Genomic DNA, 24,242 nt, shown 5'->3' with positions numbered 1-24,242 from the left:
GCACCGGCAAAGCCGGTGTTCGCGGGTAAACCCGCTCCCACAGGTGTGCGTTGCGCCCTCGGTACTTGGCAATTGACGCAAAGCCCGCCCCATGGTCTCCTTATGCCTCACGTTCAGGTGCCCCCACAGGGGGTGAAACGGGAAACCGGTGCGTCCCAGGCCCTCCAGCAGGGCCGGACAAGACCGGTGCTGCCCCCGCAACGGTAAGCGAGTGAAGTGTCTGTACCACTGTGCCTTGTAGTCCGGCATGGGAAGGTGACGCTTTGCAGGAGCCCTGCTCCTCCTCGCAAGCCCGGAGACCGGCCTGGCGTTCATGAACACCCCGCGGTGGGCGGGCGCTGTTGCATTCCCCTGGGCGGTCACGCATCAGGGATGCCGCGCTTGCCCGTTGCCCACAAAAAGCAGAGGAACGCGTCATGCCCGTCACCAGCACCAAGCAACACAGCCTTGCCACACCCGTCACCCTCAGCCAGCGCGTCGTCGTCGCCGTCGGCGCCAGCCTGCTGGGCCTGTGCCTGGTGTACTTCGCCGGTTTCTCGCACATCGAGGCCGTGCACAACGCCGCCCACGACACCCGCCACAGCGCCGCCTTCCCCTGCCACTGAGTACGCCTGATGATCACGCGCATTGCCCGTACCGCGGGCTTCAGCGGGCTGCTTGCGGCCCTGCTGCTGACCCTGCTGCAAAGCTTCTGGGTCGCCCCGCTGATTCTTGAGGCGGAAACCTACGAATCCTCGGCCCCGGCCGCACAGCACGAACATGGTGGAGAAGTGGCCGCCCATGAGCACAGCGCCGAAGCCTGGTCGCCGGAAGACGGCTGGCAGCGGGTGCTGTCCACCACCGGGGGCAACCTGGTGGTCGCAGTCGGCTTCGCCCTGATTCTCGCCGCCCTGTACAGCCTGCGCGAACCGCAGCGTGCCGGCACCGGTGCGCTGTGGGGCCTGGCCGGGTTCGCTGTGTTCTGCCTGGCCCCGACGTTGGGGCTGCCACCGGAGCTGCCCGGCACTGCTGCTGCCGACCTGGGGCAACGCCAGGCTTGGTGGATTGGCACGGCCAGCGCCACCGCTCTTGGCCTGGCCTTGCTGGTGTTCGCCCGCCACTGGCTGCTGAAGGCGCTGGGCGCCGTGTTGCTGGTAATCCCCCATGTGATCGGCGCTCCACAGCCCGAAGTACATGAAAGCCTGGCCCCCGAAGCACTGGAGACCCAGTTCAAGATGGCCTCCTGGCTGACCAACGCTGCTTTCTGGGTGGCCTTGGGCCTGCTCAGTGCGTGGCTGTTCCGCCGCTCCAGCAAGGCCTGATGCCAGCGTTCTACGCCGGCATCGGCTGCCGCCGGGGTTGCCCGGCGGATACCCTGCATACCCTGCTGCTCCAAGCCCTGGCTAGCCAGGGCCTGGCGCTTGCCGACCTGCGCGGCATTGCCAGTATCAGCCTCAAGGCCGACGAAGCCGGCTTGCAGCAACTGGCCGAACGCCTTGGCTTGCCCTTGGTGCTGTACCATGGCGCACAACTGCAAGCCTTTGAGCCGCTGCTAAGCCACCGCTCTGCCACAGCCCATGCCCACAGTGGCTGCTGGGGTGTGGCCGAAAGCACGGCGCTGGCCCTGGCCAGCCAGCGGCCCGGCAGCACAGCCCGGTTGCTGCTGACCCGCCAAGTACTGGGCCCGGCGACCCTCGCCCTGGCCTGCTGAACAATTCGCTCCTCTTTCCCGCAAGGACTTTCCATGACGGTGTACTTCATCGGGGCCGGCCCCGGCGACCCGGAACTGATCACGGTCAAGGGCCAACGGCTGATCCGCCAGTGCCCGGTGATCATCTATGCCGGCTCACTGGTGCCTGCTGCCGTGCTCGAAGGCCACCAGGCCGAGACCGTGATCAACAGTGCCGAACTGCACCTGGAACAGATCATCGCCGCCATGCGCAGTGCGCACGAACAAGGCCAGGACGTGGCCCGGGTACATAGCGGCGACCCCAGCCTGTACGGCGCCATCGGTGAGCAGATCCGCCATCTGCAGGCGCTGGGCATCGATTACCAGATCATCCCCGGGGTCACCGCCACGGCGGCCAGCGCTGCCCTGCTCGGCTGCGAGCTGACCCTGCCACAGGTGGCGCAGACGGTGATCCTCACCCGCTATGGCGACAGTTCGCCAATGCCGCCCGGCGAGCAGCTGGGCGACCTGGCGCGCCATGGCAGCACCTTGGCGATTCACCTGGGGGTCAAGCACCTGTCGCGGATCGTCGAAGAACTGCTGCCGCACTACGGTGCGCACTGCCCGGTGGCGGTGGTACATCGTGCCACCTGGCCAGACCAGGACTGGGTGCGCGGCACCCTTGGCGATATCGTCGAAAGGGTTGCCGCCAAGGATTTTCGCCGCACGGCGCTGATCCTGGTGGGCCACGTGCTCGGGGATACGCCATTCGCCGAGTCGGCCTTGTACCGTGCCGGGCACGCCCATCTGTATCGCCCTGGCGACTGAGCATTGCCAGCATTGCCACGGGCGTAGCAGACTCCGGGTTCCCGCCTGCGAACAGGAGTCACACCCATGCTGGAATTACGCCCCAACTGCGAGTGCTGCGATACCGACCTGCCGGGCGACAGCCCCGATGCGCTGATCTGCTCCTTCGAATGTACCTTCTGCCGCGCCTGCGCCGACACCCGCTTCCAGGGCCGCTGCCCGAACTGTAGCGGCCAGCTGGTGGCCCGCCCGACGCGGGTGGGCCAGGCGCTGATGAATAACCCCGCGGCCACCCAGCGCGTGAACAAAGCACACGTTGCTTGCGCCTGACGCCACACCTCAAACCAGGCATTGCCGCTTAGATAGGGTGATGTCTTTCCCATTGCTTGTAGGAATTTTCAACAACAAGCGCGCGGACTATCAACACTTCTATACTCGGCATTACCAAACCTCGGGATTGGTCGTATCTTGCAGCGCTTCCGATTAACCCACTTGCAGACGTATTCCTGAGTGTTCCAGGAAGCGGACCACATCTCGACAGGAGTTTTCCACATGACAACCGTGCTGATCGTCGACGACCACCCCATTGTTCGGCTGTCCTTGCGCCTACTACTGGAGCGTGAACGTTTTCATGTCGTGGGTGAGGTGGGTAATGGCAGCGAAGTGGCGCAGGTAGCCCGCGACCTGCGCCCGGACGTGGTCGTGCTCGACATCGGCCTACCCGGCCTGGACGGCATGGAAGTGATCAAGCGCCTGCAGTGCCTGGAACCTGTGCCCAAGATCATGGTGCTGACCGGCCAGGCCACCGACCTGTACGTGCGGCGCTGCCTGGATGCCGGCATCGGCGCTTTCGTCACCAAGGAAGAGGACCACGAAGCACTGCTGTTTGCCCTCAAGGCCCTGGTCAAGGGCTATTCGACCTTCCCGCAAATGTCGGTCAACAGCAACTCGCTGGAGAGCGAACCGGTGCGCCTGGCCAGCCTGTCGAACCGTGAAATGGAAGTGCTGCGGCGCCTGGCGCGCGGCGAAAACAACAAGAATATCGGTACCTGCATGAACCTGAGTGCCAAGACCATCAGCACCTACCGGGGCCGTATCATGGAAAAGCTCAAGACCGAATCGCTGGTTGAAATGGTCGACCTGGCCAAACGCAATAGCGTCTACTGAGCGTCCGCCCGCCATGAAGCGCCTGCTGGCGTGCATGCTCCTGGCCATCGGCCTGACCAGCCCCACCGTGCTGCTGGCCAGTAGCGAACCTCGCCAGCTGCTGGCGCGCTCGGTCAGCGCCGCAGCCCCGTTGCAACTGTCCAGCGAAGATCGGGATTGGCTGCGGCAACGCCAATACCTGGTGCTGGGCAGCTCGCGACCCGACTATCCGCCGTTCGAAATCAACGCCAGCCAGCAGGACTATGAGGGGATTAGCGCAGACTATGCCGGCATCATCGCCGAGCAGCTGGGCGTAAACGTCGAAGTGCGGCGCTTCGATAATCGCCACGAGGCCATCGCTGCTTTGCGTGAGGGCAGTATCGACCTGCTGGGCAGCTCCAATGCCTTCGAGGCGGCAGACGCCCAGCTTGACCTGAGCACCCCGTATGCCGACGACATGCCGGTCATCGTCACCCGCGAGGGAAGCAGTCTGAAGAATATACTCGACCCCACCGGCTTGCGCCTGGCCATGGTCGATCACTACCTGCCGGCCAGCACCGTACGCAACCTGTACCCCAAAGCGCAGCTAAGCCTGTACCGCTCGACCCTGGCCGGGCTGGCCGCTGTCGATCTGGGCGAGGCCGATGCGTACCTGGGCGATGCCATCAGTACCGACTTCACGATTGGCAAGAGTTACCAGGGCACGCTGAGAATCGACCACTTCTGCCAGGTCCCTGCTGGCGCATTTGCCTTTGCCCTGGCGCGCGACAACCCTCGCTTGCATCGGTTGGTCGACATGGCGCTGGCCCGCATCAACGACAGCGAACGCCTGAACATCCTGCGCCGCTGGAGCAGTGGTAACACCAGCCTGCTGCTACAGCGCCACCCAACCGCCTTGACCAAGGAAGAAGAAGCCTGGATCGCTGCCCACCCCAACATCGATGTGTTGGTCAACACCTCGTTGGCGCCACTGACGTTCAACGACGCCGAACACCGCCCAACCGGCATCACCCTTGACCTGCTGAAACAGATTTCGCTGCGCACAGGACTGCACTTCAACGCGGTCGAAAGCGATTCGGCGCAGGCGATGGTCGAGCGCCTGGCACGTGGCGATGCACAAATGATTGGCGCTCTGGGCTATGGCACGGATCGCGCGAAACAAATGCGCTATACCCGCCCCTACCTGGTCAGCCCACGCGTACTGGTGACCCGTAGCGACAGTACGTACCCAGCACAAGACAAGGCGCTGGATGGCCAGCGCATCGCCCTGATACGCGGCTCGCCGCAGCGGGCGCTGCTGCAACAACGCTATCCGCAGGCCCGGCTGGTGGAAGTGGACAACCCGCTCGGTCTCATGGAGGCCGTGGCCGGTGGGGCTGCCGACGTTGCCCTTAGCAGCCAGATCAATGCCGCCTACTACATCAGCCACGTCTTCAAGGGCCGCCTGCGCATCGCCAGCGTGCTGGACGACGACCCGGCCATTGCCGCCTTCGCCGTGGCCGCAGACCAGCCGCAGCTACAGGCCATCCTCGACAAGGTGCTACTGAGCATTCCACCCGAAGAGCTGGACCAGCTGGTCAACCGCTGGCGCACCAGCACCTTGGTCAGCGACAGCCCCTGGCGCGACTACCGCACGCTGGTCTTGCAGGTACTGGTTTTGTCGGCCCTGCTGCTGGCGGGCGTGGTGTTCTGGAACAGCTACCTGCGCAAGCTGATCAACCAGCGCACCGAGGCCCAGCACGCGCTGCAGGCGCAGCTGGCCTTGAGCCGGGGCCTGCTCGAACAGCTGCGCCAGACCAAGGACGACGCCGAACAGGCCAGCCAGACCAAAAGCACCTTCCTGGCCACCATGAGCCATGAAATCCGCACCCCGATGAATGCCGTGATCGGCCTGCTGGAGCTGGCCCTGGAAGACAGCCGCGAGGGGCGTTGCGACGCCCAGACGCTGCAGACTGCCCATGACTCGGCCATCGGCCTGCTTGAACTGATCGGCGATATTCTCGACATTTCCCGCATCGAATCCGGGCACATTAGCCTGCAACCGGTACCCACAGACCTGGTCGAGCTGGTACGCGCTACGGTGCGGGTGTTTGAAGGCAACGCCCGGGCCAAAGGCTTGTATCTGCACGCAGCACTGCCTGCCGAGCCGGTCTGGGTGCTGGCAGACCCGCTGCGGCTCAAGCAGATCCTGTCCAACCTGATCAGCAACGCCATCAAGTTCACCGACCGCGGCGAGGTACAGGCCAGTTTGCTGATACCTCCCGCTGATGGGGACCGTAGCCAGTCAATCGACCTGTCTGTGCGTGACACCGGCATCGGCATCAGCCCCGTTGATCAAGCCCGGCTGTTCAACGCCTTTGTGCAGGCTGACGGACCGCGGGCACGCCAAGGGGCAGGCTTGGGGCTGGTGATCAGCCGCACCTTTGCCGAACTGATGGGCGGAAACTTGAGCCTGCAAAGCGTCGAAGGTGTCGGCACCAAGGTGCATGTCAGCCTGCAATTGCCAGCCTGCCCGGCACCGCAACCTGTTCAGCAGCACACCCCGGCAGCCGAAAGCAGCAGTGGCCCGCTGAATATACTGGTGGTCGACGACTACCCGGCCAACCTGCTGTTGCTGGAGCGGCAACTGCACACCCTGGGCCATCACGTCACCCTGGCTGAAAACGGCCAGATCGCGCTGGAGCGCTGGCAGGCAGCGCGCTTCGACCTGGTGATCACCGACTGCAGCATGCCGGTGATGGACGGCCACGAACTCACCCGCCGCATTCGCAGCCTTGAAGCCGGACGCGGCCTGCCGCCGTGCCAGATCCTCGGCGTGACCGCCAATGCCCAGGCTGAAGAGCGAGAGCGATGCCTGGCCAGCGGCATGAACGAATGCCTGTTCAAGCCGATCGGCCTGCGCACCCTCAAGGCTCACCTGCCCCAAGCCCGCAGCCCACAAGAGCCGCCACCGCGCAGTAGCGGCTTCAACCTGGCTGAGCTGCGCCACCTGACCCAGGACGACAGGCAACTGACGCGGCATCTGCTGGAGCAGCTTTCAATAAGCGTCGGCGAAGATCTCGCCACTTTGCGCGCGTTGGCACCCGAGGCCTCCGATGAGGCCGTCCGCACCCTGGCTCACCGCATCAAGGGCGGCGCGAAGATGATCAGGGTGCGCGGCGTGGTCAAGGACTGCGAAGCCATCGAGAACGCTCAGGCGAGAGGCCTGCCAACGGTTGATCAACGTGAACAACTGCAAATCAGCCTGCAAGCCCTGCTGAACGAACTGAGCGATGCACTCAATGCAGTTGAAGCGTCGAGCTGATCTGGCTGATGGCATCCACGACATGCCGTGACCCCTGCTGGATTTCCATGATCACCGTACCGGCCTCATTGGCCAGCGCAACCCCATGACCGGTGCGGGTCAAACTCGACTGCATGCTGGCCACGGCCAGCAGTGACAGGTCGTGGTTCTGCCGCACGACATCGACAATTTCGAGGGTGGCCTTGCTGGTCCGCGCCGCCAGGTTGCGCACCTCATCGGCCACCACGGCAAAACCGCGCCCGTGATCACCGGCGCGGGCCGCCTCAATGGCCGCGTTCAGGGCCAGCAGGTTGGTCTGGTCGGCAATGCCACGTATGGTCAGCACAATTTGCCCGATCACATCCGACTGCTTGCTCACAGCGTCGATACTGCGTGCCGCGTCGTTCAGCTCCTGGGAAATCTGCTCGATCACCTGCACCGTCTGCTGCACCACCTCGGTGCCCTTGCGCGCGCAGGCATCAGTCTGCATGGAACTGGCATGGGCGGCGTCCGCGGCGGTTTGCTGGGTGCTGACCTGACGTGTGATGTCACTGGCGAACTTCACCACTTTGCACAGGCGGCCCTTGCTGTCGAATATCGGGTTGTAGGAGGCCTCCAGATACACCATCTGGCCCTGCTTGTTGATGCGCTCGAAGCGGTGCGAATGGTACTCGCCGCGGTTCAGCGATGCCCAGAACTCACGGTATTCGGCCGATTCGCGCTCTTGCGGCAGGCAAAACAAGCCATGATGGCGGCCGACCACTTCGTCGAGGCGATAGCCCATGGTGTCGAGGAAGTTCTGGTTGGCCTTGATCACCCGGCCTTGCGGGGTGAACTCGATCACCGCCATCGAGCGGCCGATGGCCTTGAGCAGGCTCTCGCTCTCGTGCTCCAGCACCACCCGCTGGCTGATGTCGGATGCCACCTTGATCACGCTGACAACCTGACGCTGCTCGTCCAGTACCGGCATGTAGCTGGCCTCCAGCCAAACCTCGCGGCCGGCCTTGTCGAGGCGCTCGAACGTACCGCTGATAGCCTTGCCCTGGCCCAGTTCGCGCCACAGTTGCTGATACTCGGCACTTTTCGCGTAGCCCGGCTCGCAGAACAGGCGGTGGTGCTTGCCACGCAACTCGTCGGCGCTATAGCCCATGGCCTGGCAGAACCGCTCATTGGCATCAAGGATGGTGCCATCAGGGGCGAACTCGATCATCGCCATCGAACGGCTGATCGCCGCCAATTTGGCTTGTGTGCTGCTCAAGGCCTGGTGACTGCGCTGTATTTCAACCAAATCGGATTTGCGATGGAAGTCGAACATGACGCCGGGCTCCTTTATGCGCGGTGTCCTGAGCATAGATCGCCGTTGGCGCCGTGCAAGCACAGTGCTATCACTTTAGGATTACTACATTGATATGACAGAACGCTTCTGCACAGCTACGAGCTCTCGCGCACCATCAGCTCAAAGCCCAGATCCTGCTGCGTATCCGCCACCCGCTTGCCATCGAGCAACGCCAGCAGCGCCTGCGCAGCGCCACGCCCAACGGCGGCCCGGGGCGTGCGAATCGAGGTCAGGCGCGGCACCATGTGCGCCGAAGCCGGCAGGTCATTGAACCCCACCATGGCCACCTGCCGTGGCACTTGCACCCCTTGGCGCAATGCCTGCAGCACCGCCCCTTGGGCCAGGTCGTCGTTGCAGAAGAAGATACCGTCGACGTCCGGCGACTGTTGCAGCAACTGGCTGAACAGCACACTGCCCAAGGCAATCGACGAAGGCTCCGGCGCCAGCACTTCCAGCTCGGCCGCCTGCAAACCGGCCTCGGCCAACGCCTGGCGGAAGCCTTCGGCCCGTTGCATCACCCGTGGGTCGAGCTGCGCAGCGATGAACGCCAGGCGTTTGCGCCCGCGTTCGATCAAGTGCCTGGCCGCAGCGCGCCCAGCCTGCTGCTGCGAAAAACCGACCGACAACGCCCCTGGCTCGCCGTTGAGCTCCATCATGTGCACACACGGCACACCGCTGGCGGCCAGCATCTGCCGCGCTGCGTCGCTGCGCTCAAAACCGGTCAACAGCATGCCGCAGGGCTGGTAGGCCAGGTAATTGCGGATCAGGTTCTCTTCTTCGGCAAGGTCGTAGTGATAGTTGCCGATCAGCACCTCAAGCCCACGCGGGCGCATCACCTCGTGAATGGCTTCCAATGTGTCGATGAACAACTGGTTGGACAACGACGGGATCAACACCACCACCGACTGGCTGCGGGCCGAGGCCAGGGCACGCGCCGCCGGGTTGGCCACATAGCCCAGGCTCGCCGCGGCAGCGACGACCTTTTCGACCAGTTCAGGCGCAACCGTGCTGACCCCGCGCAGGGCGCGCGAGGCGGTAATCGGGGAAACCCCGGAAAGCCTGGCAACTTCGGCCAGGGTGGGACGACCTGTAGTACGGGAGCCGGTGCGGGACATGGATGTTGTAATTTTACTACTTGCAAGGATAGGGAACGGCCACTAAGGTAGCGCTGTCTCAGGACGCAGGCAATGTAATCTTTGGCAGCAGCCAGCACGCGCTCGCTACCAAGCGTCCATACTGCGTAAGGACAAGACCAATAACACCGGGGAGGTGGCTGTTCGTCAGCGACGAGACAGCGCTATCTCACCCCGCAGGAGGTACTGATGAATTATCCCCTGTCCGCCATCGTGGTGATGGGCGTGGCCGGTTGCGGCAAAAGCTGCATCGGCGCTGCCATCGCTGCCAGAAGCGGCGGCCGCCTGATCGAAGGCGACGCATTTCACCCTGCCGAAAACATCCGCAAGATGAGCGATGGCATCCCGCTGGACGACAGCGACCGGGCCGGCTGGCTGGTGCGCCTTGGCCAGGAGTTGCAGGCCACCACCCAGGCTGGGGAGCGCCCGATCCTGACCTGCTCGGCACTCAAGCGCCGCTACCGCGACACCCTGCGCGAGGCCATGCCGGGCCTGATGTTCGTGTTCCTCGAACTGACGCCCGCCGAGGCGGAAAAACGCGTGCTGGCCCGCCCCGGGCACTTCATGCCGGCCAGCCTCATCGACAGCCAGTTTGCTGCCCTGGAATCGCCCCGCGGCGAGCCACTGACGTTGGCGCTGGACGCCACTCAGCCCATCGAAGCGCTCGCCGAAGCGGTAGACCGCTGGCTAAAGCGCTGCGGTGAGCAGGGGATGGCGCAAACCGCCTGACCCCGGCGGCTTTCCCGGCTCACCAAAGACAGCGCTACCTCGACCCGTAAACGCGGGTAAAGTTCCAAAACGCTACGCCAAAAACAACGATAAGATCGAGGCCTTCAAACCATGTTCGGACTGGCTACTGACACCTTCCTGCTGCTCGACGCGCTGGTTACCATCGTCGGGCTGATCCTGCTGATCACCCACTTCAAAGTGCACCCCTTCGTCGCCCTCACCCTCGCGGCCGGTTTCCTTGGCCTTACCTCCGGCATGCCGGTGGCCAAGGTAATGAAGTCGTTCCAGGATGGTTTCGGCGGGGTACTCGGCTTCGTCGGCATCGTGCTCGCCTTGGGCACCATGCTAGGCAAGCTGATGGCCGACTCTGGGGGTGCCGACCAGATCGCGCAAACCCTCATCCGCGCCTTCGGCAAGAAGAACGTGCATTGGGCCATGATGTTCGCCGCTTTCCTGGTGGGCATTCCGCTGTTCTTCGAAATCGGCTTCGTGCTGCTGATTCCGCTGGTGTTCATCGTGGCGCGGCGCTCCGGCGTATCGCTGGTCAAGATCGGCATCCCGCTGCTGGCCGGCCTGTCGGTGGTGCACGGCCTGGTGCCTCCACACCCGGGCCCATTGCTGGCGATCGGTATTTTCCACGCCGATATCGGCAAGACCATTTTCTACGGCCTGATCGTCGCACTGCCCACCGCGATCATCGCCGGGCCGCTGTTTGGTAACTTCATTTCCCGCTACATCCCGGGCAACCCGTCCCAGGAACTGATGGACCAGATCGCCAAGGAGTCCGACCAGGGCAACCTGCCAAGCTTCAGCGTTACCTTGATTACCGTGCTGCTACCCGTAGCGTTGATGTTGCTGAAAACCTTCGCCGATGTGGTACTGCCGGCCGAGCACATCGTGCGCCAGTGGATGGACCTGATCGGCCACCCCATCACCGCCCTGCTCGCGGCCCTGCTGCTGGCCTTCTACACCTTTGGTTCCGCTCGCGGCTTCAACCGCCAGCAGATCATGAAGATGCTGGACCAGAGCCTGGCCCCCACGGCCGCCATCGTGCTGATCGTGGGTGCCGGCGGCGGCTTCAAGCAGATGCTGGTGGACACCGGCGTGGGCAATGTGATCGGGCAGATGGCCGTGCAGGCAGAGATTTCGCCCATCATGCTGGCCTGGCTGGTGGCAGCGGTGATTCGCATCGCGACCGGCTCTGCCACGGTCGCCACCATTACCGGTGCAGGTATTGTCGCACCGGTAATCGAACTGGTACCGGGTGTGAACCGTGAGTTGCTGGTGCTGGCCACCGGTGCCGGCTCCTTGATCCTGTCGCACGTGAACGACGCAGGATTCTGGCTGGTGAAGCAGTATTTCAACATGACCGTAGCGGAAACCTTCAAGACCTGGAGCATGATGGAAACCATTCTCTCGGTGGTTGGCATCATCTTCATCATGTTGTTGGCGCAGGTGGTGTAACCGTTTATCGGGGTAATGGCACCTTGATGCTTTGGGTAGGGCCGAAGGAAAGTATCAGACCTACCCGAAGCAAAGGAGCCTGCCATGCCCCGCTCAAGCATTCTGCTGATTGCCCTGCTCGCCTCGCCACTGGCCATGGCGGTCGGCACCGGCCCCACCTACCCTGACGACCCACACAACCCGGCACCACGGCCGGGCGTGGACAGCACCCTGAACCCTATCGAAAAGCCCATGCCGCGGGATACTGACGCGCGCATTCAGGGCAATGACCCAGAAAGCCCCCCGGCGAAGCAGAATGACAACCGCGATTTGCCGGGGATGGGTGGGAGCGGCCAAGAGGGTGCAAGCCCTCAGCGCAATAACGGCACAAGCACAGGTAACCCCTGAGTACGCCCCTCAATGGGCCACCGCTCAAAATACAGGGTTCTGTATTCCCTGTGGGAGCGGGTTCACCCGCGAATACGTCGGTGAGACCAACATCGCATTCGCGGGTAAACCCGCTCCCACAGGTTACCCGCCCGGTTTGATAGGGTTGACTGATAGTTACCACTGGCGCTTGTCAGGTCGGGTCAGGCCCAGTTTCTCGATGCGGTAACGCAACATGTCCCGCGACAACCCGAGCATCCGCGCCGACTTGGTCACGTTCCAGTCTGTGCGGTCCAGGGTCTTGCACACCAGGTCGCGTTCCATGTCCGGCAGGCTGGTGCCTGGCTCCGGCTCGTGCCGTGGCATTTCGAACATCGCTGGCGTCGGCTGCTGCACCAATGGCTCGTCAATCAAGGTCATGCACAGGTTCAACTGGTGCGCCTGCACCACCTCGTTCGGCGCCAGCAGCACGGTCTGCTCCAGCATGTTGCGCAGTTCGCGCACGTTACCTGGCCAGCTGTAACCCAGCATCAGGCTCTCGGCCTCGGCGGAAAACCGCAGGTTCGGCTTGCCATAACGCCGACCATGGTGGGCCAGGAAATGCCTGGCCAGTAACAGGATGTCCTGGCCACGGGCATACAGGCGCGGCACCTTTATGGCGATTATGCGCAGGCGGAAGAACAGGTCACGGCGGAACTTGCCCTGCTGCACCATCTGCTCCAGGTTGCAGTTGGTGGCACTGATCACCCGCAGGTCGACCTTGCGTTCCTTCACCGCACCAATCCGGCGGATGCTGCGATCCTCAAGCAACTTGAGCAGTTTGGCCTGCAGCACCAGGTCCATCTCGCCGATCTCGTCGAGGAACAAGGTGCCGCCATCGGCGGCCTCCACCAGGCCAACCCGTCGCTCCTTGGCATCGGTGAATGCGCCCTTCTCGTGGCCGAACAGTTCGGCCTCCAGCAGGTTGGCAGGGATCGAGGCGCAGTTGAACTCGATAAACGGGCCTTTGGCGCGGGAGCCGTCAAAATGCAGGGCGCGCGCCACCAGCTCCTTGCCGGTGCCGGTCTCACCTTCGACCAACACCGGTGGCAGGTCGTCGCTGGCCATGCGCCGCTCGGCATCGAGCACCTGGCGCAGGGTGTGCTTGAGGGTGAGCATCACCGGCGACTCGCCAATCAATGCCTGCAACCCGGACTTCTGCGCCTCGCGCTCCTGGTAGAACGACAGCGTGCGCTCCATGCGCTCGGCAGCCAGTGCCTTGTCCAGGGTCAATTTGAGCTCGGCGAGCACCACCGGCTTGGTCAGGTAATGGAAGGCGCCCTCCTTCATCGCCTGCACGGCATCTTCGACATTGCCGTAGCCGGTCATCATGATCACTTTCAGGCCCGGCACCTGCACCACCAGGCTGCGCAGCAGGTCGTGCCCGCTCATGCCGGGCAACGAGTTGTCGGTCAGCACCGCGTCGGGCTGAGCCCGCTTGACCTGCTCCAGCGCAAGCTCGGCGCTGTGGCACACGGTGACCTCGAAACCCTTGAGGCTGAGGTAGGTGCGAATGTTATCAGCGAGGATTTCATCATCCTCGACTACCAGGATGCTGTGCTCCATGGTCCCCTCCCGCTGCGATATTGAATGTAAGGCTGACGCGGGTTCCTTCCTCTTCGCGGCTGCTCAGGCTGACCGAGCCGCCAAAACGTTCCATGATGCGCTTGACCAGGGCCAGGCCTACACCGAGGCCGCCCTGCTTGGTGGTGAAGAACGGCTTGAACACCATCCGCTCCTGCTGTTGACTCATGCCTTTGCCAGTGTCGGTGAGCACAAACTCGGCACGCTGGCCGTCCTGTATATTGACCTGGGCGGTCAGCATGCCGCCTGCCGGCATGGCCTCCAGGGCATTGGAGAACAGGCTGTTGAGAATCTGCGTGAGCTGCAACGGCTGACTGGCCACCCACTGCTCGTCAGGCCCTTCGAAATGAAAGCGCACACCGTTGCGCTCGATCTGCTGGACGAACGCCAGGTGGGTGTCCTCGATGGCCGCCACCAGGTCCACGGCCTCGGCCTCGTCACTGAGCGGGCGCAACGACACCAGCAGGTCGCGCACCCAGCGCGACATGCGGTCCACCTGGCTGATGATGTCGGTGATGTTCTTCTGCGCTGCGGGGTTGGCGATGTCCTGGGCCAGTTCGGCGCTGGAACGGATATTGGCCAGCGGGTTGCGCAGGCTGTGCGCCACTGCAGACGACATCTCGCCCAGCGCCACGTAGGTTTCACTGGCCACCAGCCGGTCCTGTTGCAGGTTCAGCATCTGCGCCGCCCGGCGCACGATCCAGAACAGCCCGAAGTAGATCAACGCCCCGCCTACCAGGGTCGACGCCCAGATCAGCACGTAGCCGCGCTGGATGCGCCGTATCAGGTCTTGCGGCTCCTTGTAGATCTCCACCATGGCCATTACCTGTTCGCCCTGGCTGTCGAACAGCGGGATGTAGTTCTCGATGAACAGGTAGCGCGGTTCACGCAGAAACTTCTGCTCTTCGCGGTCATCCTCGGCCTTGTGGTAGCTGGCCGACACCGCCTTGCGCGAGCGGAAGGCGCGATCCAGGTCGCCATCGGCTTCTATCCGCTTGCCGATCAGCTCGACGTTGGTGGACCAGACGATGGTGCGGTCGCGGGCGTAGACATTGGCCAGCAAGGTATCAGGCAGGTGTTCGACATGGTCGAGAAATTCGACCCGGGTCGATTCGGCCAGCGCCGGGGTGAACTGCAGGTGCTGCTGGTCCAGGCGCGGGTCGAGCAGTTCGCCCATGGTGGTGCCCGGTGGCAACTGCGAATGGCGCACCTCGGCCTGGGCCATGGCTTGAATGAACTGCGCGGTGAGCATCGCATCACGCTGCACGCTATCGCGGACCACAAAGCGTGTGGACACATAACCCAGCCCGCCCGCCACCGCCGTGATGATCAACAGGCTGATGACCGAAAACCAGCGCAACAGGTTGAACTCACGCAATGGCACGGCCAGACCGCTGGCAGTCGCACTGGCCTTGTCGCGAACTTCGTTTTCCAGCATCTGCATCGCGTGGTTCCCGCACAAGGCGTCCGTTCAGAAATGCATCAAGGCCAACCAACAGCAGCCCGTTGATAGCACCCCGCCTGGGCAGCCATAAGCTGCCATGTGTCGCGTGTTGCGCTCTGCCAATCACGCTGCAAGAACTCGGCCACCCAACAGTACAAAATTTAAACTCATGATTTTCAATAGCTTGGGCAGCCTTTTTACAAAACACCGAAAGAACAGGCCCCACATTTGGGTACTAATGCCCCAAAAAAATTTATTCATTTATATCAATAGGTTGTATTAGGTTCTTAAAGCCAGTAATCAGGTCTTTGCCAAGCGGAAATTCAGCGACACTCGCGTGCCATGGCCCTCACTGCTGCTGAGCCTTACCGTGCCGCCGAAGCGTTCCATGATGCGTTTCACCAGCACCAGCCCCACCCCCAACCCACCCTGCTTGGTGGTAAAGAACGGCCGGAAGGCCATGCGCTGCTGCTCCTCGTTCATGCCCTTGCCATTGTCGGACAGCCGAAGGATCAAGCTGCGCCGGTCATGGCGCACCACCTCGACACGCAACCGTCCGCCCTGCTCCATCGATTCCAGCGCATTGGCGATCAGGCTGCTGAAAATCTGCCGCAGTAACGCCGGGTGCCCCAATACCTGTACCGCCGGTAACGGTTGCAGGTCCAGGCTCACCCCGCCACGTGCCAGCTGCACGGCGTAGCTCTGCAGGCTTTCCTGCAAGGCCAGCGGCAAGTCCACCGCCGCCGCCTCATCGTTCAGCGGGCGCAGCGACTGGAGCATTTGACGGATCCACTGCGACATCCGGTCAACCTGGCTGATGATGTCGTTGATATTGCGCTGCGCCGCCCCTTCGTCGAACGCCTGGGCCAACTCGGCACTGGAGCGGATACTGGCCAGCGGGTTGCGCAGGCTGTGGGCCACCGCCGAGGACACCTCGCCCAGTGCCACATAGGTTTCACTGTTGATCAGCCGCTTCTGCTGCACCGCCAGCAACCGCGCAGCGCGGTGCATGATGCCGTACAGGCCGACGTAGACCAGTGCGGCGCCGACGGTGATCGCCAGCCAGATCAGTATCAGGCCATGCTCGATGCGCACGATCAGGTCATGGGGCTCTTTATAGATCTCGACCATCGCCGTGACATGCTCGCCATCGGCATCGAACAGCGGAATATAGTTTTCGATGAATAGCTGCTCGGGCGGGGTGACAAACTTCTGCTCGGCGCGGGCCTGTTCAAAGTTGTGGTAGCTGGCCGAGACGCGCATCTTGTACTCGAAAGCCCGTTCCAGGTCGTCGTCGGTATCAATCAGCTTGCCGATCAGCGCCGGGTTGGTGGACCAGATCACCGTACGGTCCGGGGCGTAAATATTGGCCAGCAGCATGTCTGGCAGGTGGGCGATATGATCGAGGAACTCGCCGCGGGCCTTGCGCCGGGCATCCGGGTCGACATCCGGCAGGTTGCTGCGGTCAGTGCGCGGGTCAAGCAGCTCACCCATGGTACGCACGTTGGGGATCGACACATGGCGCACTTCGGCGTCGGCGATGGAGGTGATGAACTGGGCGGTGAGCAAGGCATCGCGCTCAACGCTTTCATCGATGATGAAACGGCTGGAAATCAGCCCCAGGCCGGCAGCCACCGAAAGGATGATGGCCAGGCTGACCCAGGCGTACCAGCGCAGCAGGTTGAACGGCTTGCGTGGGGCCGCCAACTCGTTACCGGCAGGCACTTCGATGGCGTCGGAACGAGGGGCGATGTCCATGGCGGGCTCCACAGCTGGGCACCTTCAGAAGGTTATAGCCCAGACTTGGGGAAACCGTAGTGCTAAATTGATGGCCGCCGCCGAAGGGTAACGTTTTTTTCACTTTGTTCACGCTGTCTGTAGACGCGCGTAACCTCTGACAGGCAATTACAGTGGCGAATCAATCGCCAACCCCTGCAACTTGCGATATTCGCGCAGCACCGTGGGCACATAGCGCCGGGTTTCGGCAAACGGCGGCACAGCGCCGCGCCGCATCACGGCATCCGGCCCGGCGTTGTAGGCCGCCACGGCCAGGGTGATGTCGTTGTCGAACAGCGTGAGCATCTGCTTGAGGTAGCGTGCCCCGCCCTGCACGTTGTCTTCAGGGTCAAGGCGGTCTTCCACCCCCATCTCACGTGCAGTATCCGGCATCAATTGCATCAGCCCTACCGCGCCCGCGGACGACCGGGCCTTGGGGTTGTAGCCGGATTCGGCCTTGATCAGCGCATGCAGCAGCGCCGGCGGCACGTTGTGGATGCGCGCTGCCGTGGCGACCACCTCGGCGTAAGGGCGGCCAGTGATCATCTGAGCGTTGGCCGGGCCAGCCTGGGCCAACTGTTCGCTGATCACCTTTTCATAGTGGCGCCCGGGTCGATGGACGTTGGTCAGTACGTAGCCGCCCTTGGCATCGATGGAGATGTACACATCGGCCTGGGCAGCACCTGCCGCCAGCCAGATCAAACCGAGGATGAGTCCACGCATGACGGTCGCCTCTTCGTCGTGGCCCCCGAAGTGGGGGAAATGCCCCGGAAAGCCCGAGGTCGATGACCACGACGCAAGCACTGTGCCGCTTCCTGTACCGCATGGCGCAAGGCCTCGACGCAGACGTGCACGGCTGTTGCATGGTGCCTGTCAACCCGTGTCCCCATGCAGTGGAGGGCTTCACCATGCAGCGCAGAATCAAACCGCAACGTGGCTTCACCCTGCTCGAACTCCTGGTGGTGCTGGTGGTGCTCGGCCTGTTGGCCGGCATCGTCGCGCCCAAGTACTTCAGCCAGCTCGGCCGCTCCGAAGCCAAGGTGGCGCGGGCGCAGATAGAAGGGCTGAGCAAGGCGCTGGATTTATACCGCCTGGAAGTCGGCCACTACCCCAACAGCGAGCAAGGCCTGCAGGCCCTGGTAATCGCTCCAAATGGCGAAGCGCGCTGGACCGGCCCGTACCTGCAGAAGGCCGTGCCGCAGGACCCGTGGGGCCGCCCTTACATCTACCGACAACCTGGCGAAAACGGGGGTGAATACGACCTGCTGTCCATGGGCAAGGACGGCCAGCCCGGCGGTGACGGGGAAAACGCCGAAATTACCAGCTGGCAGTAAGGAGAGTGGCCATGCGCTACAGCCTCAAGGCCCTGGGCAGACAGGGCGTGGTGCAGTTGCAGATCGACGCCGAGGACGCCGACCAGGCTCGCCGCCAGGCCGAGGACCAAGGCCTGCGCGTGCTCAGCCTGCGCAGCAACGGCGGCGCTTTGCGCGGCATGGCCTGGCGACGTGAAGCGGCATTCGACCTGGTGCTGTTCAGCCAGGAACTGTCGACCCTGCTCAATGCCGGCCTGCCGCTGATCGACGCACTGGAAAGCCTGGCAGAAAAGGCCCCGGCATCTGCCACACGCAAGGTGCTGGCCGAGCTGGTCCGCCAGCTGTACGAAGGCCGTTCGCTGTCCCAGGCCCTGGGCCAGCAACCGCGGATATTTCCGCCGCTGTATGTGGCGCTGGTGCAGTCCAGCGAACGCACCGGTGCGCTGGGCGACGCCCTTACGCGCTACATCAGCTACCGCCAGCGCCTGGACCTGGTACGGCAGAAGCTGGTGGGGGCCTCGGTCTACCCGTTGCTGCTGTTGCTGGTGGGTGGCGGCGTGGTGCTGTTCCTGCTCGGCTACGTGGTGCCGCGTTTTAGCCAGGTGTTCGAGGGCATGGGCACCGAATTGCCCTGGCTGTCACGGATGTTGATGCAGATCGGGCTGTTTTTGCATGCCCAGCAGCTGCCGCTGGCGCTGGGCACGGTCGGTGGGGTCACGGCGTTGTGGCTGCTACGCCGCCACCCACGGGTACGACGCTGGGCATCCTGCCAGTTGCGGCGCCTGCCGGCGCTGCATCAACGCTTGATGATGTACGAACTGGCGCGCTTCTATCGCTCGTTGGGCATCCTGCTGCAAGGCGGCATTCCCATCCTCACCGCCATGGGCATGGCCCGTGGCCTGCTCGGCAGTGCAGCAGCCCAGGGCCTGGGCCAGGCCAGCCAACGGGTGGGCGAAGGGCTGCCATTGTCCGACGCGCTGGAAGCCGGGCACCTGGTCACGCCGGTGTCGCTGCGCCTGCTGCGGGCCGGCGAGCAGTCCGGCAACCTGGGCGAGATGCTGGAGCGCTGCGCCGACTTCCATGACCAGGAAATCGGCCGCTGGGTGGAATGGTTCGTGAAACTGTTCGAACCGCTGCTGATGACGTTCATCGGCCTGCTGATCGGCCTGATCGTGATCCTGATGTACATGCCGATCTTCGAACTGGCCTCAAGCATTCACTGAATGGCCAGGCCCAGGCTCTCGCGCAGTGTGCTGCCCTCGTAGGCGGTGCGGTACACCCCGCGCGCCTGCAGCAGCGGCACCACCTCCTGGGTAAACCGGCGGAACTGCCCGGGGTGGCCGATATAGATGTTGAAACCATCCAGCGCCCGCGCCTCGAACCACTCGGTCATTTTTGCCGCTACTGTCTCGGCCGAGCCAACGAAGGCGCCTGGGCGCAGCTTACGGCCGAACTCCACCGCCTGGCGCAGGCTGAAGCCTTGCTCCCGGGCCTGGTCGGCAATGCGCTTGGCGTTGGTGAAGAAGCTGCTGCGTGCGTGCTCCAGGCTTTCTTGCGGGAACGGTGCATCAAGCTCGTACTGGCTGAAGTCGTGCCAGCCGAAGTTGCGCCCGAACTCCTTGAGGGCCAGCTCGAAGCTGTGGTCCTGCTGGTGGTAGTGGCGTTCGATCTCGCGGGCGTGTTCGTCGGTGTCGCCCACGTAGATCTCGGCACCGGGCAATACCAGCAGTTGCTCCGGGTCGCGCCCCAGCCGCGCAGCGCGGTCTTTCACATCGCGGTAGAACGCCTGGCCCTGCTCGATGCTGGCGGCATGGGTGAAGATGACATCTGCCGTGGCTGCCCCAAGCTCGCGCCCTTGCTGTGAGTCGCCGGCCTGGAAGATCACTGGCTGCCCCTGGGGGGAGCGCTGGATATTCAACGGCCCGACGACCGAGAAGTGCTCGCCCTTGTGGTTGAGGGCATGCATCCGCCCCGGATCGAGGAATTGCCCGGTTTCGCGGTTGCGCGGGAACGCACCGTCTTCATAGGAGTGCCACAGGCCCTGCACCACCGCCACATGTTCCTGGGCACGGGCATACCGGGTGTCGTAGTCGTAATGCTCGTCACGGCCATAGTTGCCGGCGGTACCGGCGTCACCGCTGGTGACCACGTTCCAGCCGGCGCGGCCCTTGCTGATCAGGTCCAGCGAGGCCAGGCGGCGGGCGACGTTGAAGGGCTCGTTGTAGGACGTGGTCAAGGTGCCGACAAGGCCGATGTTGCGGGTGGTGACGGCCAGTGCCGAGAGCAGGGTCAGCGGCTCCAGGCGGTTGAGGTAGTGAGACGGCGAGCCGGGGGTGATGTACTGGCTGTCGACAATGAACATCAGGTCGAACAACGCCGCTTCGGCCTGACGGGCGATGTCGATGTACCAGTCGATATTGACGCTGGCGTCGGCGGGCAGCTCCGGGTCCAGCCACAGGTTGTGCCGGCCAGGGCCGCCGCAGCCCATGGTCAGGGCGCCAAGCTTGATTTGGCGGGTGGTCATGTACAGCTCCTCATAACAGTTGTCGCCTGTACCGGCCCAATCGCCGGCAAGCCAGCTCCCACAGGTTTCCCACTAAACCCAGGCCTGTGGTGATCCTGTGGGAGCTGGCTTGCCGGCGATTGGGCCAGTGCAGGAGAAATCAGTGGTCGAACGCTGCCGCGAACGAGGTATCGAACAGGCTCGACGCCGGGTAGTTCTTGATCAACCCCAGCCCGGCAAAGAAGTCCACGGTCTTCTGCGCATCCACGACCACCTGCGGGTTCAGCGGCGCGACATCGGTACGTGCGCGGGCAAACCAGATACGAGCAATGTCGCGGTCGGCACGGGTGCGTTTGGCCCAGGCATCGGCATAGGCCTCGGTATGGGCCGGGTCGCTGAGGGTCCAGTCACGGGCCTTTTTCAGGCGCTGCAGAAAATCACTGATCTGCGCCCGCTTGGCCTCCACTGCCTTGGCATTGGCCACCACGAAGCTCTGCGCCGGGATCAGCCCTTCAGCCGTGGCCAGCACCCGTGCCCCTTGGCGTTCCTGCTGGGTGACATAGGGCTCCCAGGTCGCGATCACGTCCACCGCACCGCCATCCAGGGCATGCGAGGCGTCCAGGGCGCTGAGGTAGCGCAGCTCCAGGGCATCACGCGGCACGGCGGCCTTGTCCAGCGCGCTGAACAACAACTGCTGGCTCCAGGAGCCCTTCCAGATCGCCGCACGTTTGCCGCGCAGGTCTTCGAGGCTGTGAATGTTCGAGTCCTTGCGCGCCAGGATCGCCACGCCATCCAGGTTCTGCCGGCTGACCGCAATCACCTTGATCGGCGCGCCCAGGGCGCCAAGGAACAACGGCGGCGCATCGCCCAGCAGGCCGATGTCCAGGCTGCCCACGTTCAGCGCCTCGGCTACCGGCGAGCCGGCCGTAAACTGCTTCCACTCCAATGTGTACGGCAGGTCGTCGAGCACGCCGGCTGCTTCCATCACCGCTCGGGCATTGAAGCTCTGGTCACCGACCACCAGGGTTTGCGCGGCAGCGGCCAGGCTGAGGGAGCTGGCCAGCACACCGGCGGCCAATTGCTTGAGGTATCGCACGTTCGTCTCCAGGTACCGAAGGGGGTACATCAGGCCGATCCGCGCGTGCGGTCTCGTGGGGTCATGGGGCTGGCATATTCACTTTGAATATAACCAGCACAATGCTTATAAGTTATAGATTAAGCGCAGCGCCGTGAAATTCGTTTTGGGCATAACCTAATGCTTTGCCCATGCGCCCATTTCAAAACAGATTCACCCCATCTGTAAATGCGTTTTTTGCATATTAGCTTATTCGTATTTTTACTTTTGAGAATATTCAGTGCGTTTGCTAGGGTTAACCCAAACCGTCAGCCGAGCCTGAGCCATGAGCCAACCCCTGCGCCTTGAGCGCCTGCGCCACTTCATCGACGCGCTTGCGCAACTGGTGGACCAAGAAACCGACGAAGCCACCCTCCTCGACCACGGCCAGGGCCTGCTGCGCAGCCTGGTCGCCCATGACGACTGGTTGCCCGAAGCACTGGCGCAGCCAGACCCGGCCCGTTACCAGCAATTTTTGCTGCATTGCGATTCGCGCCAGCGCTTTTCCATCGTCAGCTTCGTCTGGGGGCCAGGCCAGCAGACACCGATCCACGACCACCGGGTCTGGGGCCTGATCGGCATGCTGCGCGGCGCGGAATATTCGCAAGGCTTCGCCCGTAGCGAACACGGCGCATTATTGCCAGCGGGTGAGCCCGTACGCCTTGATCCCGGCCATGTAGAGGCCGTTTCGCCGCGTATCGGCGATGTTCATCAGGTCAGCAACGCGTTCGACGACCGGGTGTCGATCAGCATCCACGTGTATGGCGCCAACATCGGCGCCGTCAGCCGCGCGGTGTACCTGCCCGACGGCAGTGAAAAACCGTTCATTTCCGGCTATTCCAACAGCCTTCTGCCCAACATCTGGGACCTGTCCAAAGAGAACCCTGCCCCATGAGTACCGTTGCCACCCGCTCCTACCAAGACATTCGCCAGGCCTTGCTGGCCCATGAAGAACTGGCGCTGATCGATGTGCGCGAAGAAGACCCGTTCGCCCAGGAACACCCCCTGTTCACTGCCAACATCCCCTTGTCCAAGCTGGAACTGGAGATCTACGCCCGCGTGCCCCGGCGCGACACCGCCATTACGGTGTATGACGACGGTGAGGGCCTGGCACACCAGGCCGCCGAACGCCTGCTGGCGTTGGGGTACAGCGATGTCGCATTGCTCGAAGGCGGGCTGGCCGGCTGGCGCGCCGCCGGTGGCGAGCTGTTCCGCGACGTAAACGTGCCGAGCAAGGCCTTTGGCGAGCTGGTTGAAAGCGTGCGCCATACGCCGTCGCTGGCGGCCGAACAGGTGCAGGCGCTGCTGGACGCCAAGGCCGATGTGGTGGTGCTCGACGCCCGCCGCTTCGACGAATACCAGACCATGAGCATCCCGGGGGGCATCAGTGTGCCGGGCGCCGAGCTGGTGTTGCGGGTTGCCGAACTGGCGCCCAGCCCCGCCACCCAGGTCATCGTCAACTGCGCCGGGCGCACCCGGAGCATCATCGGCACCCAGTCGCTGGTCAACGCCGGCATCCCCAACCCCGTCGCTGCCCTGCGCAACGGGACCATCGGCTGGACCCTGGCCGGGCAGACGCTGGCCCACGGCCAGGAACGTCGCTTCGCCGAGGTGAGCGACAACACCCGCGCCAACGCCGCCCAACGCGCGCGCAATGTGGCCGACCGTGCCGGTGTGCTACGCCTGGAGCGCGAAGCCCTGGCCGCCTGGCAGGCCGATACCCAGCGCACCACCTACCTATTCGACGTGCGCACCCCCGAGGAATATGCCCACGGCCACCTGCCGGCCAGCCGCAGTGTACCGGGCGGGCAACTGGTGCAGGAAACCGACCACGTCGCCAGCGTGCGCGGGGCGCGAATCGTGCTGGTGGATGATGACGGCGTGCGGGCCAACATGAGCGCTTCATGGCTGGCGCAAATGGGCTGGCAGGTAGCCGTGCTCGATGGCCTGTCGCTGCAAGACTTCAGCGAGACCGGCGAATGGCAGGCCCCCCAGCCTGCACTGCCCGCAGTCACCGAAATCGGCGTCGAGCAGCTGGACGACTGGTTGCAAACGCCAGGCACCGTGCTGCTGGACTTCACCAGCAGTGCCAACTACGTGAAACGCCATATTCCAGGTGCCCACTGGGCAATTCGCGCGCAGTTGCCGCAGGTGCTGGAACAGCTGCCAGTAGCCGAGCGCTATGTACTGACCTGCGGCAGCAGCCTGTTGGCGCGCTTTGCGGCGGTAGACTTGCAGGCGCTGACGCAAACCCCGGTGTACGTACTGGACGGCGGCACGACGCGGTGGATTGCGGCGGGCAAGCCGCTGGAAAGTGGCGAAACGCACCTGGCGGTGGCGCGCACCGACCGTTATCGCCGGCCTTATGAAGGCACTGACAACCCACGCGAGGCCATGCAGGGGTATCTGGACTGGGAGTTCGGGCTGATTGCCCAACTGGAGCGGGATGGCACCCATGGGTTCAAGGTATTGAGTTGAGTTTGCCGGGGCGCGTTGCGCCCCTTTTCGCAACACATCACCGCGCCCTGCTTGTTCCGGGCAGCTTCCCTTCCCCTTC

Annotated in this window: 21 protein-coding genes, 2 pseudogenes and 1 riboswitch; of the genes and pseudogenes, 14 read left to right on the top strand and 9 right to left on the bottom strand. The window is 63.5% G+C overall.

Annotated features, from left to right (window positions below):
- Positions 1-98: 98 nt before the first annotated feature.
- Positions 99-322: riboswitch (cobalamin riboswitch) on the top strand.
- A gap of 94 nt (positions 323-416) precedes the next feature.
- The 7 genes from ABOC32_RS17180 (at position 417) to ABOC32_RS17150 (ending at position 6,905) form a co-directional block, all read left to right on the top strand.
- Positions 417-605: a CbtB domain-containing protein gene (locus ABOC32_RS17180; RefSeq protein ID WP_426808095.1), complete on the top strand. Its 189-nt coding sequence runs from the start codon at positions 417-419 to the stop codon at positions 603-605.
- Between the two features lie 9 nt (positions 606-614).
- Positions 615-1,301 carry a CbtA family protein gene (locus ABOC32_RS17175; protein WP_086975681.1) on the top strand — a complete coding sequence of 229 codons (687 nt, stop codon included), beginning with the start codon at positions 615-617 and terminating at the stop codon, positions 1,299-1,301.
- Positions 1,301-1,690 carry a cobalamin biosynthesis protein gene (locus ABOC32_RS17170; RefSeq protein ID WP_426808094.1) on the top strand — a complete coding sequence of 130 codons (390 nt, stop codon included), beginning with the start codon at positions 1,301-1,303 and terminating at the stop codon, positions 1,688-1,690. Before ABOC32_RS17175 ends, ABOC32_RS17170 begins: the two co-directional genes overlap by 1 nt.
- A gap of 33 nt (positions 1,691-1,723) precedes the next feature.
- Entirely contained in the window at positions 1,724-2,476 is a 753-nt protein-coding gene (gene cobM / locus ABOC32_RS17165; protein ID WP_043200168.1) for a precorrin-4 C(11)-methyltransferase, read from the top strand.
- Positions 2,477-2,542: 66 nt separating this feature from the next.
- Complete coding sequence (locus tag ABOC32_RS17160; protein WP_426808093.1) at positions 2,543-2,785, top strand: DUF1272 domain-containing protein; 243 nt, start codon at positions 2,543-2,545, stop codon at positions 2,783-2,785.
- 222 nt (positions 2,786-3,007) lie between these two features.
- A complete protein-coding gene (locus ABOC32_RS17155) occupies positions 3,008-3,622 on the top strand; it encodes a response regulator transcription factor (RefSeq protein ID WP_016499887.1) in 615 nt (204 codons plus the stop codon).
- 13 nt (positions 3,623-3,635) lie between these two features.
- A complete protein-coding gene (locus ABOC32_RS17150; protein ID WP_426808092.1) occupies positions 3,636-6,905 on the top strand; it encodes a transporter substrate-binding domain-containing protein in 3,270 nt (1,089 codons plus the stop codon).
- Here the strand turns inward: ABOC32_RS17150 and ABOC32_RS17145 are convergent.
- The 3 genes and pseudogenes from ABOC32_RS17145 to ABOC32_RS17135 form a co-directional block, all read right to left on the bottom strand.
- A pseudogene (locus ABOC32_RS17145) lies at positions 6,880-7,311 on the bottom strand (methyl-accepting chemotaxis protein); the annotation flags it as partial. The gene ABOC32_RS17150 and the pseudogene ABOC32_RS17145 sit on opposite strands and share 26 nt — an antisense overlap.
- A 105-nt stretch (positions 7,312-7,416) precedes the next feature.
- Positions 7,417-8,199 (bottom strand): annotated as a pseudogene (locus tag ABOC32_RS17140) (PAS domain-containing protein); the annotation flags it as partial.
- 116 nt (positions 8,200-8,315) lie between these two features.
- Positions 8,316-9,335 (bottom strand): LacI family DNA-binding transcriptional regulator, encoded by a 1,020-nt coding sequence (locus tag ABOC32_RS17135; RefSeq protein ID WP_426808091.1) that lies wholly within the window; start codon positions 9,333-9,335, stop codon positions 8,316-8,318.
- A 207-nt stretch (positions 9,336-9,542) separates the two neighbouring features.
- On the opposite strand from ABOC32_RS17135, the gene ABOC32_RS17130 reads away from it, so the two are divergent.
- The 3 genes from ABOC32_RS17130 (at position 9,543) to ABOC32_RS17120 (ending at position 11,933) form a co-directional block, all read left to right on the top strand.
- Positions 9,543-10,082 (top strand): gluconokinase, encoded by a 540-nt coding sequence (locus ABOC32_RS17130; protein WP_426808090.1) that lies wholly within the window; start codon positions 9,543-9,545, stop codon positions 10,080-10,082.
- A gap of 111 nt (positions 10,083-10,193) precedes the next feature.
- Complete coding sequence (locus ABOC32_RS17125) at positions 10,194-11,546, top strand: GntP family permease (protein ID WP_426808089.1); 1,353 nt, start codon at positions 10,194-10,196, stop codon at positions 11,544-11,546.
- Between the two features lie 84 nt (positions 11,547-11,630).
- A complete protein-coding gene (locus ABOC32_RS17120; protein WP_426808088.1) occupies positions 11,631-11,933 on the top strand; it encodes a hypothetical protein in 303 nt (100 codons plus the stop codon).
- A 156-nt stretch (positions 11,934-12,089) separates the two neighbouring features.
- On the opposite strand, the gene ABOC32_RS17115 is transcribed toward ABOC32_RS17120, so the two are convergent.
- The 4 genes from ABOC32_RS17115 to ABOC32_RS17100 form a co-directional block, all read right to left on the bottom strand.
- On the bottom strand, positions 12,090-13,517 hold the full coding sequence (locus ABOC32_RS17115; protein ID WP_426808087.1) for a sigma-54-dependent transcriptional regulator: 1,428 nt from the start codon (positions 13,515-13,517) through the stop codon (positions 12,090-12,092).
- Positions 13,486-14,979: a sensor histidine kinase gene (locus ABOC32_RS17110; protein WP_426808086.1), complete on the bottom strand. Its 1,494-nt coding sequence runs from the start codon at positions 14,977-14,979 to the stop codon at positions 13,486-13,488. The genes ABOC32_RS17115 and ABOC32_RS17110 overlap by 32 nt, the downstream gene beginning before the upstream one ends.
- 300 nt (positions 14,980-15,279) lie before the next feature.
- Entirely contained in the window at positions 15,280-16,737 is a 1,458-nt protein-coding gene (locus ABOC32_RS17105) for a sensor histidine kinase (RefSeq protein WP_426808085.1), read from the bottom strand.
- A 147-nt stretch (positions 16,738-16,884) separates the two neighbouring features.
- Entirely contained in the window at positions 16,885-17,478 is a 594-nt protein-coding gene (locus ABOC32_RS17100; RefSeq protein ID WP_426808084.1) for a lytic transglycosylase domain-containing protein, read from the bottom strand.
- 185 nt (positions 17,479-17,663) lie between these two features.
- Between ABOC32_RS17100 and gspG the strand changes: the two genes are divergently transcribed.
- Together gspG and ABOC32_RS17090 are read left to right on the top strand one after the other, a co-directional pair.
- The gene (gene gspG / locus ABOC32_RS17095) at positions 17,664-18,089 is read left to right on the top strand and encodes a type II secretion system major pseudopilin GspG (RefSeq protein ID WP_426808083.1); all 426 of its coding nucleotides are present in this window, start codon (positions 17,664-17,666) and stop codon (positions 18,087-18,089) included.
- An 11-nt stretch (positions 18,090-18,100) separates the two neighbouring features.
- Positions 18,101-19,291 (top strand): type II secretion system F family protein, encoded by a 1,191-nt coding sequence (locus ABOC32_RS17090; RefSeq protein WP_426808082.1) that lies wholly within the window; start codon positions 18,101-18,103, stop codon positions 19,289-19,291.
- Here ABOC32_RS17090 and ABOC32_RS17085 read toward each other — a convergent pair.
- Both ABOC32_RS17085 and ABOC32_RS17080 read right to left on the bottom strand, forming a co-directional pair.
- The gene (locus ABOC32_RS17085) at positions 19,285-20,592 is read right to left on the bottom strand and encodes an LLM class flavin-dependent oxidoreductase (RefSeq protein WP_426808081.1); all 1,308 of its coding nucleotides are present in this window, start codon (positions 20,590-20,592) and stop codon (positions 19,285-19,287) included. The two genes, ABOC32_RS17090 and ABOC32_RS17085, sit on opposite strands and share 7 nt — an antisense overlap.
- Positions 20,593-20,731: 139 nt before the next feature.
- Positions 20,732-21,667: an ABC transporter substrate-binding protein gene (locus ABOC32_RS17080; RefSeq protein WP_426808080.1), complete on the bottom strand. Its 936-nt coding sequence runs from the start codon at positions 21,665-21,667 to the stop codon at positions 20,732-20,734.
- A gap of 304 nt (positions 21,668-21,971) precedes the next feature.
- On the opposite strand from ABOC32_RS17080, the gene ABOC32_RS17075 reads away from it, so the two are divergent.
- Positions 21,972-22,580, top strand: a complete 609-nt coding sequence (locus ABOC32_RS17075) for a cysteine dioxygenase (protein ID WP_426808079.1) — start codon at positions 21,972-21,974, stop codon at positions 22,578-22,580.
- Positions 22,577-24,163, top strand: coding sequence for a rhodanese-related sulfurtransferase (locus ABOC32_RS17070; RefSeq protein WP_426808078.1), 1,587 nt, complete (start codon positions 22,577-22,579; stop codon positions 24,161-24,163). Before ABOC32_RS17075 ends, ABOC32_RS17070 begins: the two co-directional genes overlap by 4 nt.
- Positions 24,164-24,242: the final 79 nt, after the last annotated feature.

The sequence above is a fragment of the Pseudomonas sp. WOUb67 genome, assembly GCF_050058005.1.
Lineage (GTDB): Bacteria > Pseudomonadota > Gammaproteobacteria > Pseudomonadales > Pseudomonadaceae > Aquipseudomonas > Aquipseudomonas putida_R.
Note: the sequence above shows the minus strand (reverse complement) of the source record. Positions and strands in the feature narration are given on the sequence as shown.

Bases quoted from the DNA above. Each gene is read 5' to 3' on its own strand.
- ABOC32_RS17180 (WP_426808095.1), top strand. From the start codon at position 417: ATGCCCGTCACCAGCACCAAGCAACACAGCCTTGCCACACCCGTCACC.
- ABOC32_RS17175 (WP_086975681.1), top strand. From the start codon at position 615: ATGATCACGCGCATTGCCCGTACCGCGGGCTTCAGCGGGCTGCTTGCG.
- ABOC32_RS17170 (WP_426808094.1), top strand. From the start codon at position 1,301: ATGCCAGCGTTCTACGCCGGCATCGGCTGCCGCCGGGGTTGCCCGGCG.
- cobM (WP_043200168.1), top strand. From the start codon at position 1,724: ATGACGGTGTACTTCATCGGGGCCGGCCCCGGCGACCCGGAACTGATC.
- ABOC32_RS17160 (WP_426808093.1), top strand. From the start codon at position 2,543: ATGCTGGAATTACGCCCCAACTGCGAGTGCTGCGATACCGACCTGCCG.
- ABOC32_RS17155 (WP_016499887.1), top strand. From the start codon at position 3,008: ATGACAACCGTGCTGATCGTCGACGACCACCCCATTGTTCGGCTGTCC.
- ABOC32_RS17150 (WP_426808092.1), top strand. From the start codon at position 3,636: ATGAAGCGCCTGCTGGCGTGCATGCTCCTGGCCATCGGCCTGACCAGC.
- ABOC32_RS17135 (WP_426808091.1), bottom strand. From the start codon at position 9,335: ATGTCCCGCACCGGCTCCCGTACTACAGGTCGTCCCACCCTGGCCGAA.
- ABOC32_RS17130 (WP_426808090.1), top strand. From the start codon at position 9,543: ATGAATTATCCCCTGTCCGCCATCGTGGTGATGGGCGTGGCCGGTTGC.
- ABOC32_RS17125 (WP_426808089.1), top strand. From the start codon at position 10,194: ATGTTCGGACTGGCTACTGACACCTTCCTGCTGCTCGACGCGCTGGTT.
- ABOC32_RS17120 (WP_426808088.1), top strand. From the start codon at position 11,631: ATGCCCCGCTCAAGCATTCTGCTGATTGCCCTGCTCGCCTCGCCACTG.
- ABOC32_RS17115 (WP_426808087.1), bottom strand. From the start codon at position 13,517: ATGGAGCACAGCATCCTGGTAGTCGAGGATGATGAAATCCTCGCTGAT.
- ABOC32_RS17110 (WP_426808086.1), bottom strand. From the start codon at position 14,979: ATGCAGATGCTGGAAAACGAAGTTCGCGACAAGGCCAGTGCGACTGCC.
- ABOC32_RS17105 (WP_426808085.1), bottom strand. From the start codon at position 16,737: ATGGACATCGCCCCTCGTTCCGACGCCATCGAAGTGCCTGCCGGTAAC.
- ABOC32_RS17100 (WP_426808084.1), bottom strand. From the start codon at position 17,478: ATGCGTGGACTCATCCTCGGTTTGATCTGGCTGGCGGCAGGTGCTGCC.
- gspG (WP_426808083.1), top strand. From the start codon at position 17,664: ATGCAGCGCAGAATCAAACCGCAACGTGGCTTCACCCTGCTCGAACTC.
- ABOC32_RS17090 (WP_426808082.1), top strand. From the start codon at position 18,101: ATGCGCTACAGCCTCAAGGCCCTGGGCAGACAGGGCGTGGTGCAGTTG.
- ABOC32_RS17085 (WP_426808081.1), bottom strand. From the start codon at position 20,592: ATGACCACCCGCCAAATCAAGCTTGGCGCCCTGACCATGGGCTGCGGC.
- ABOC32_RS17075 (WP_426808079.1), top strand. From the start codon at position 21,972: ATGAGCCAACCCCTGCGCCTTGAGCGCCTGCGCCACTTCATCGACGCG.
- ABOC32_RS17070 (WP_426808078.1), top strand. From the start codon at position 22,577: ATGAGTACCGTTGCCACCCGCTCCTACCAAGACATTCGCCAGGCCTTG.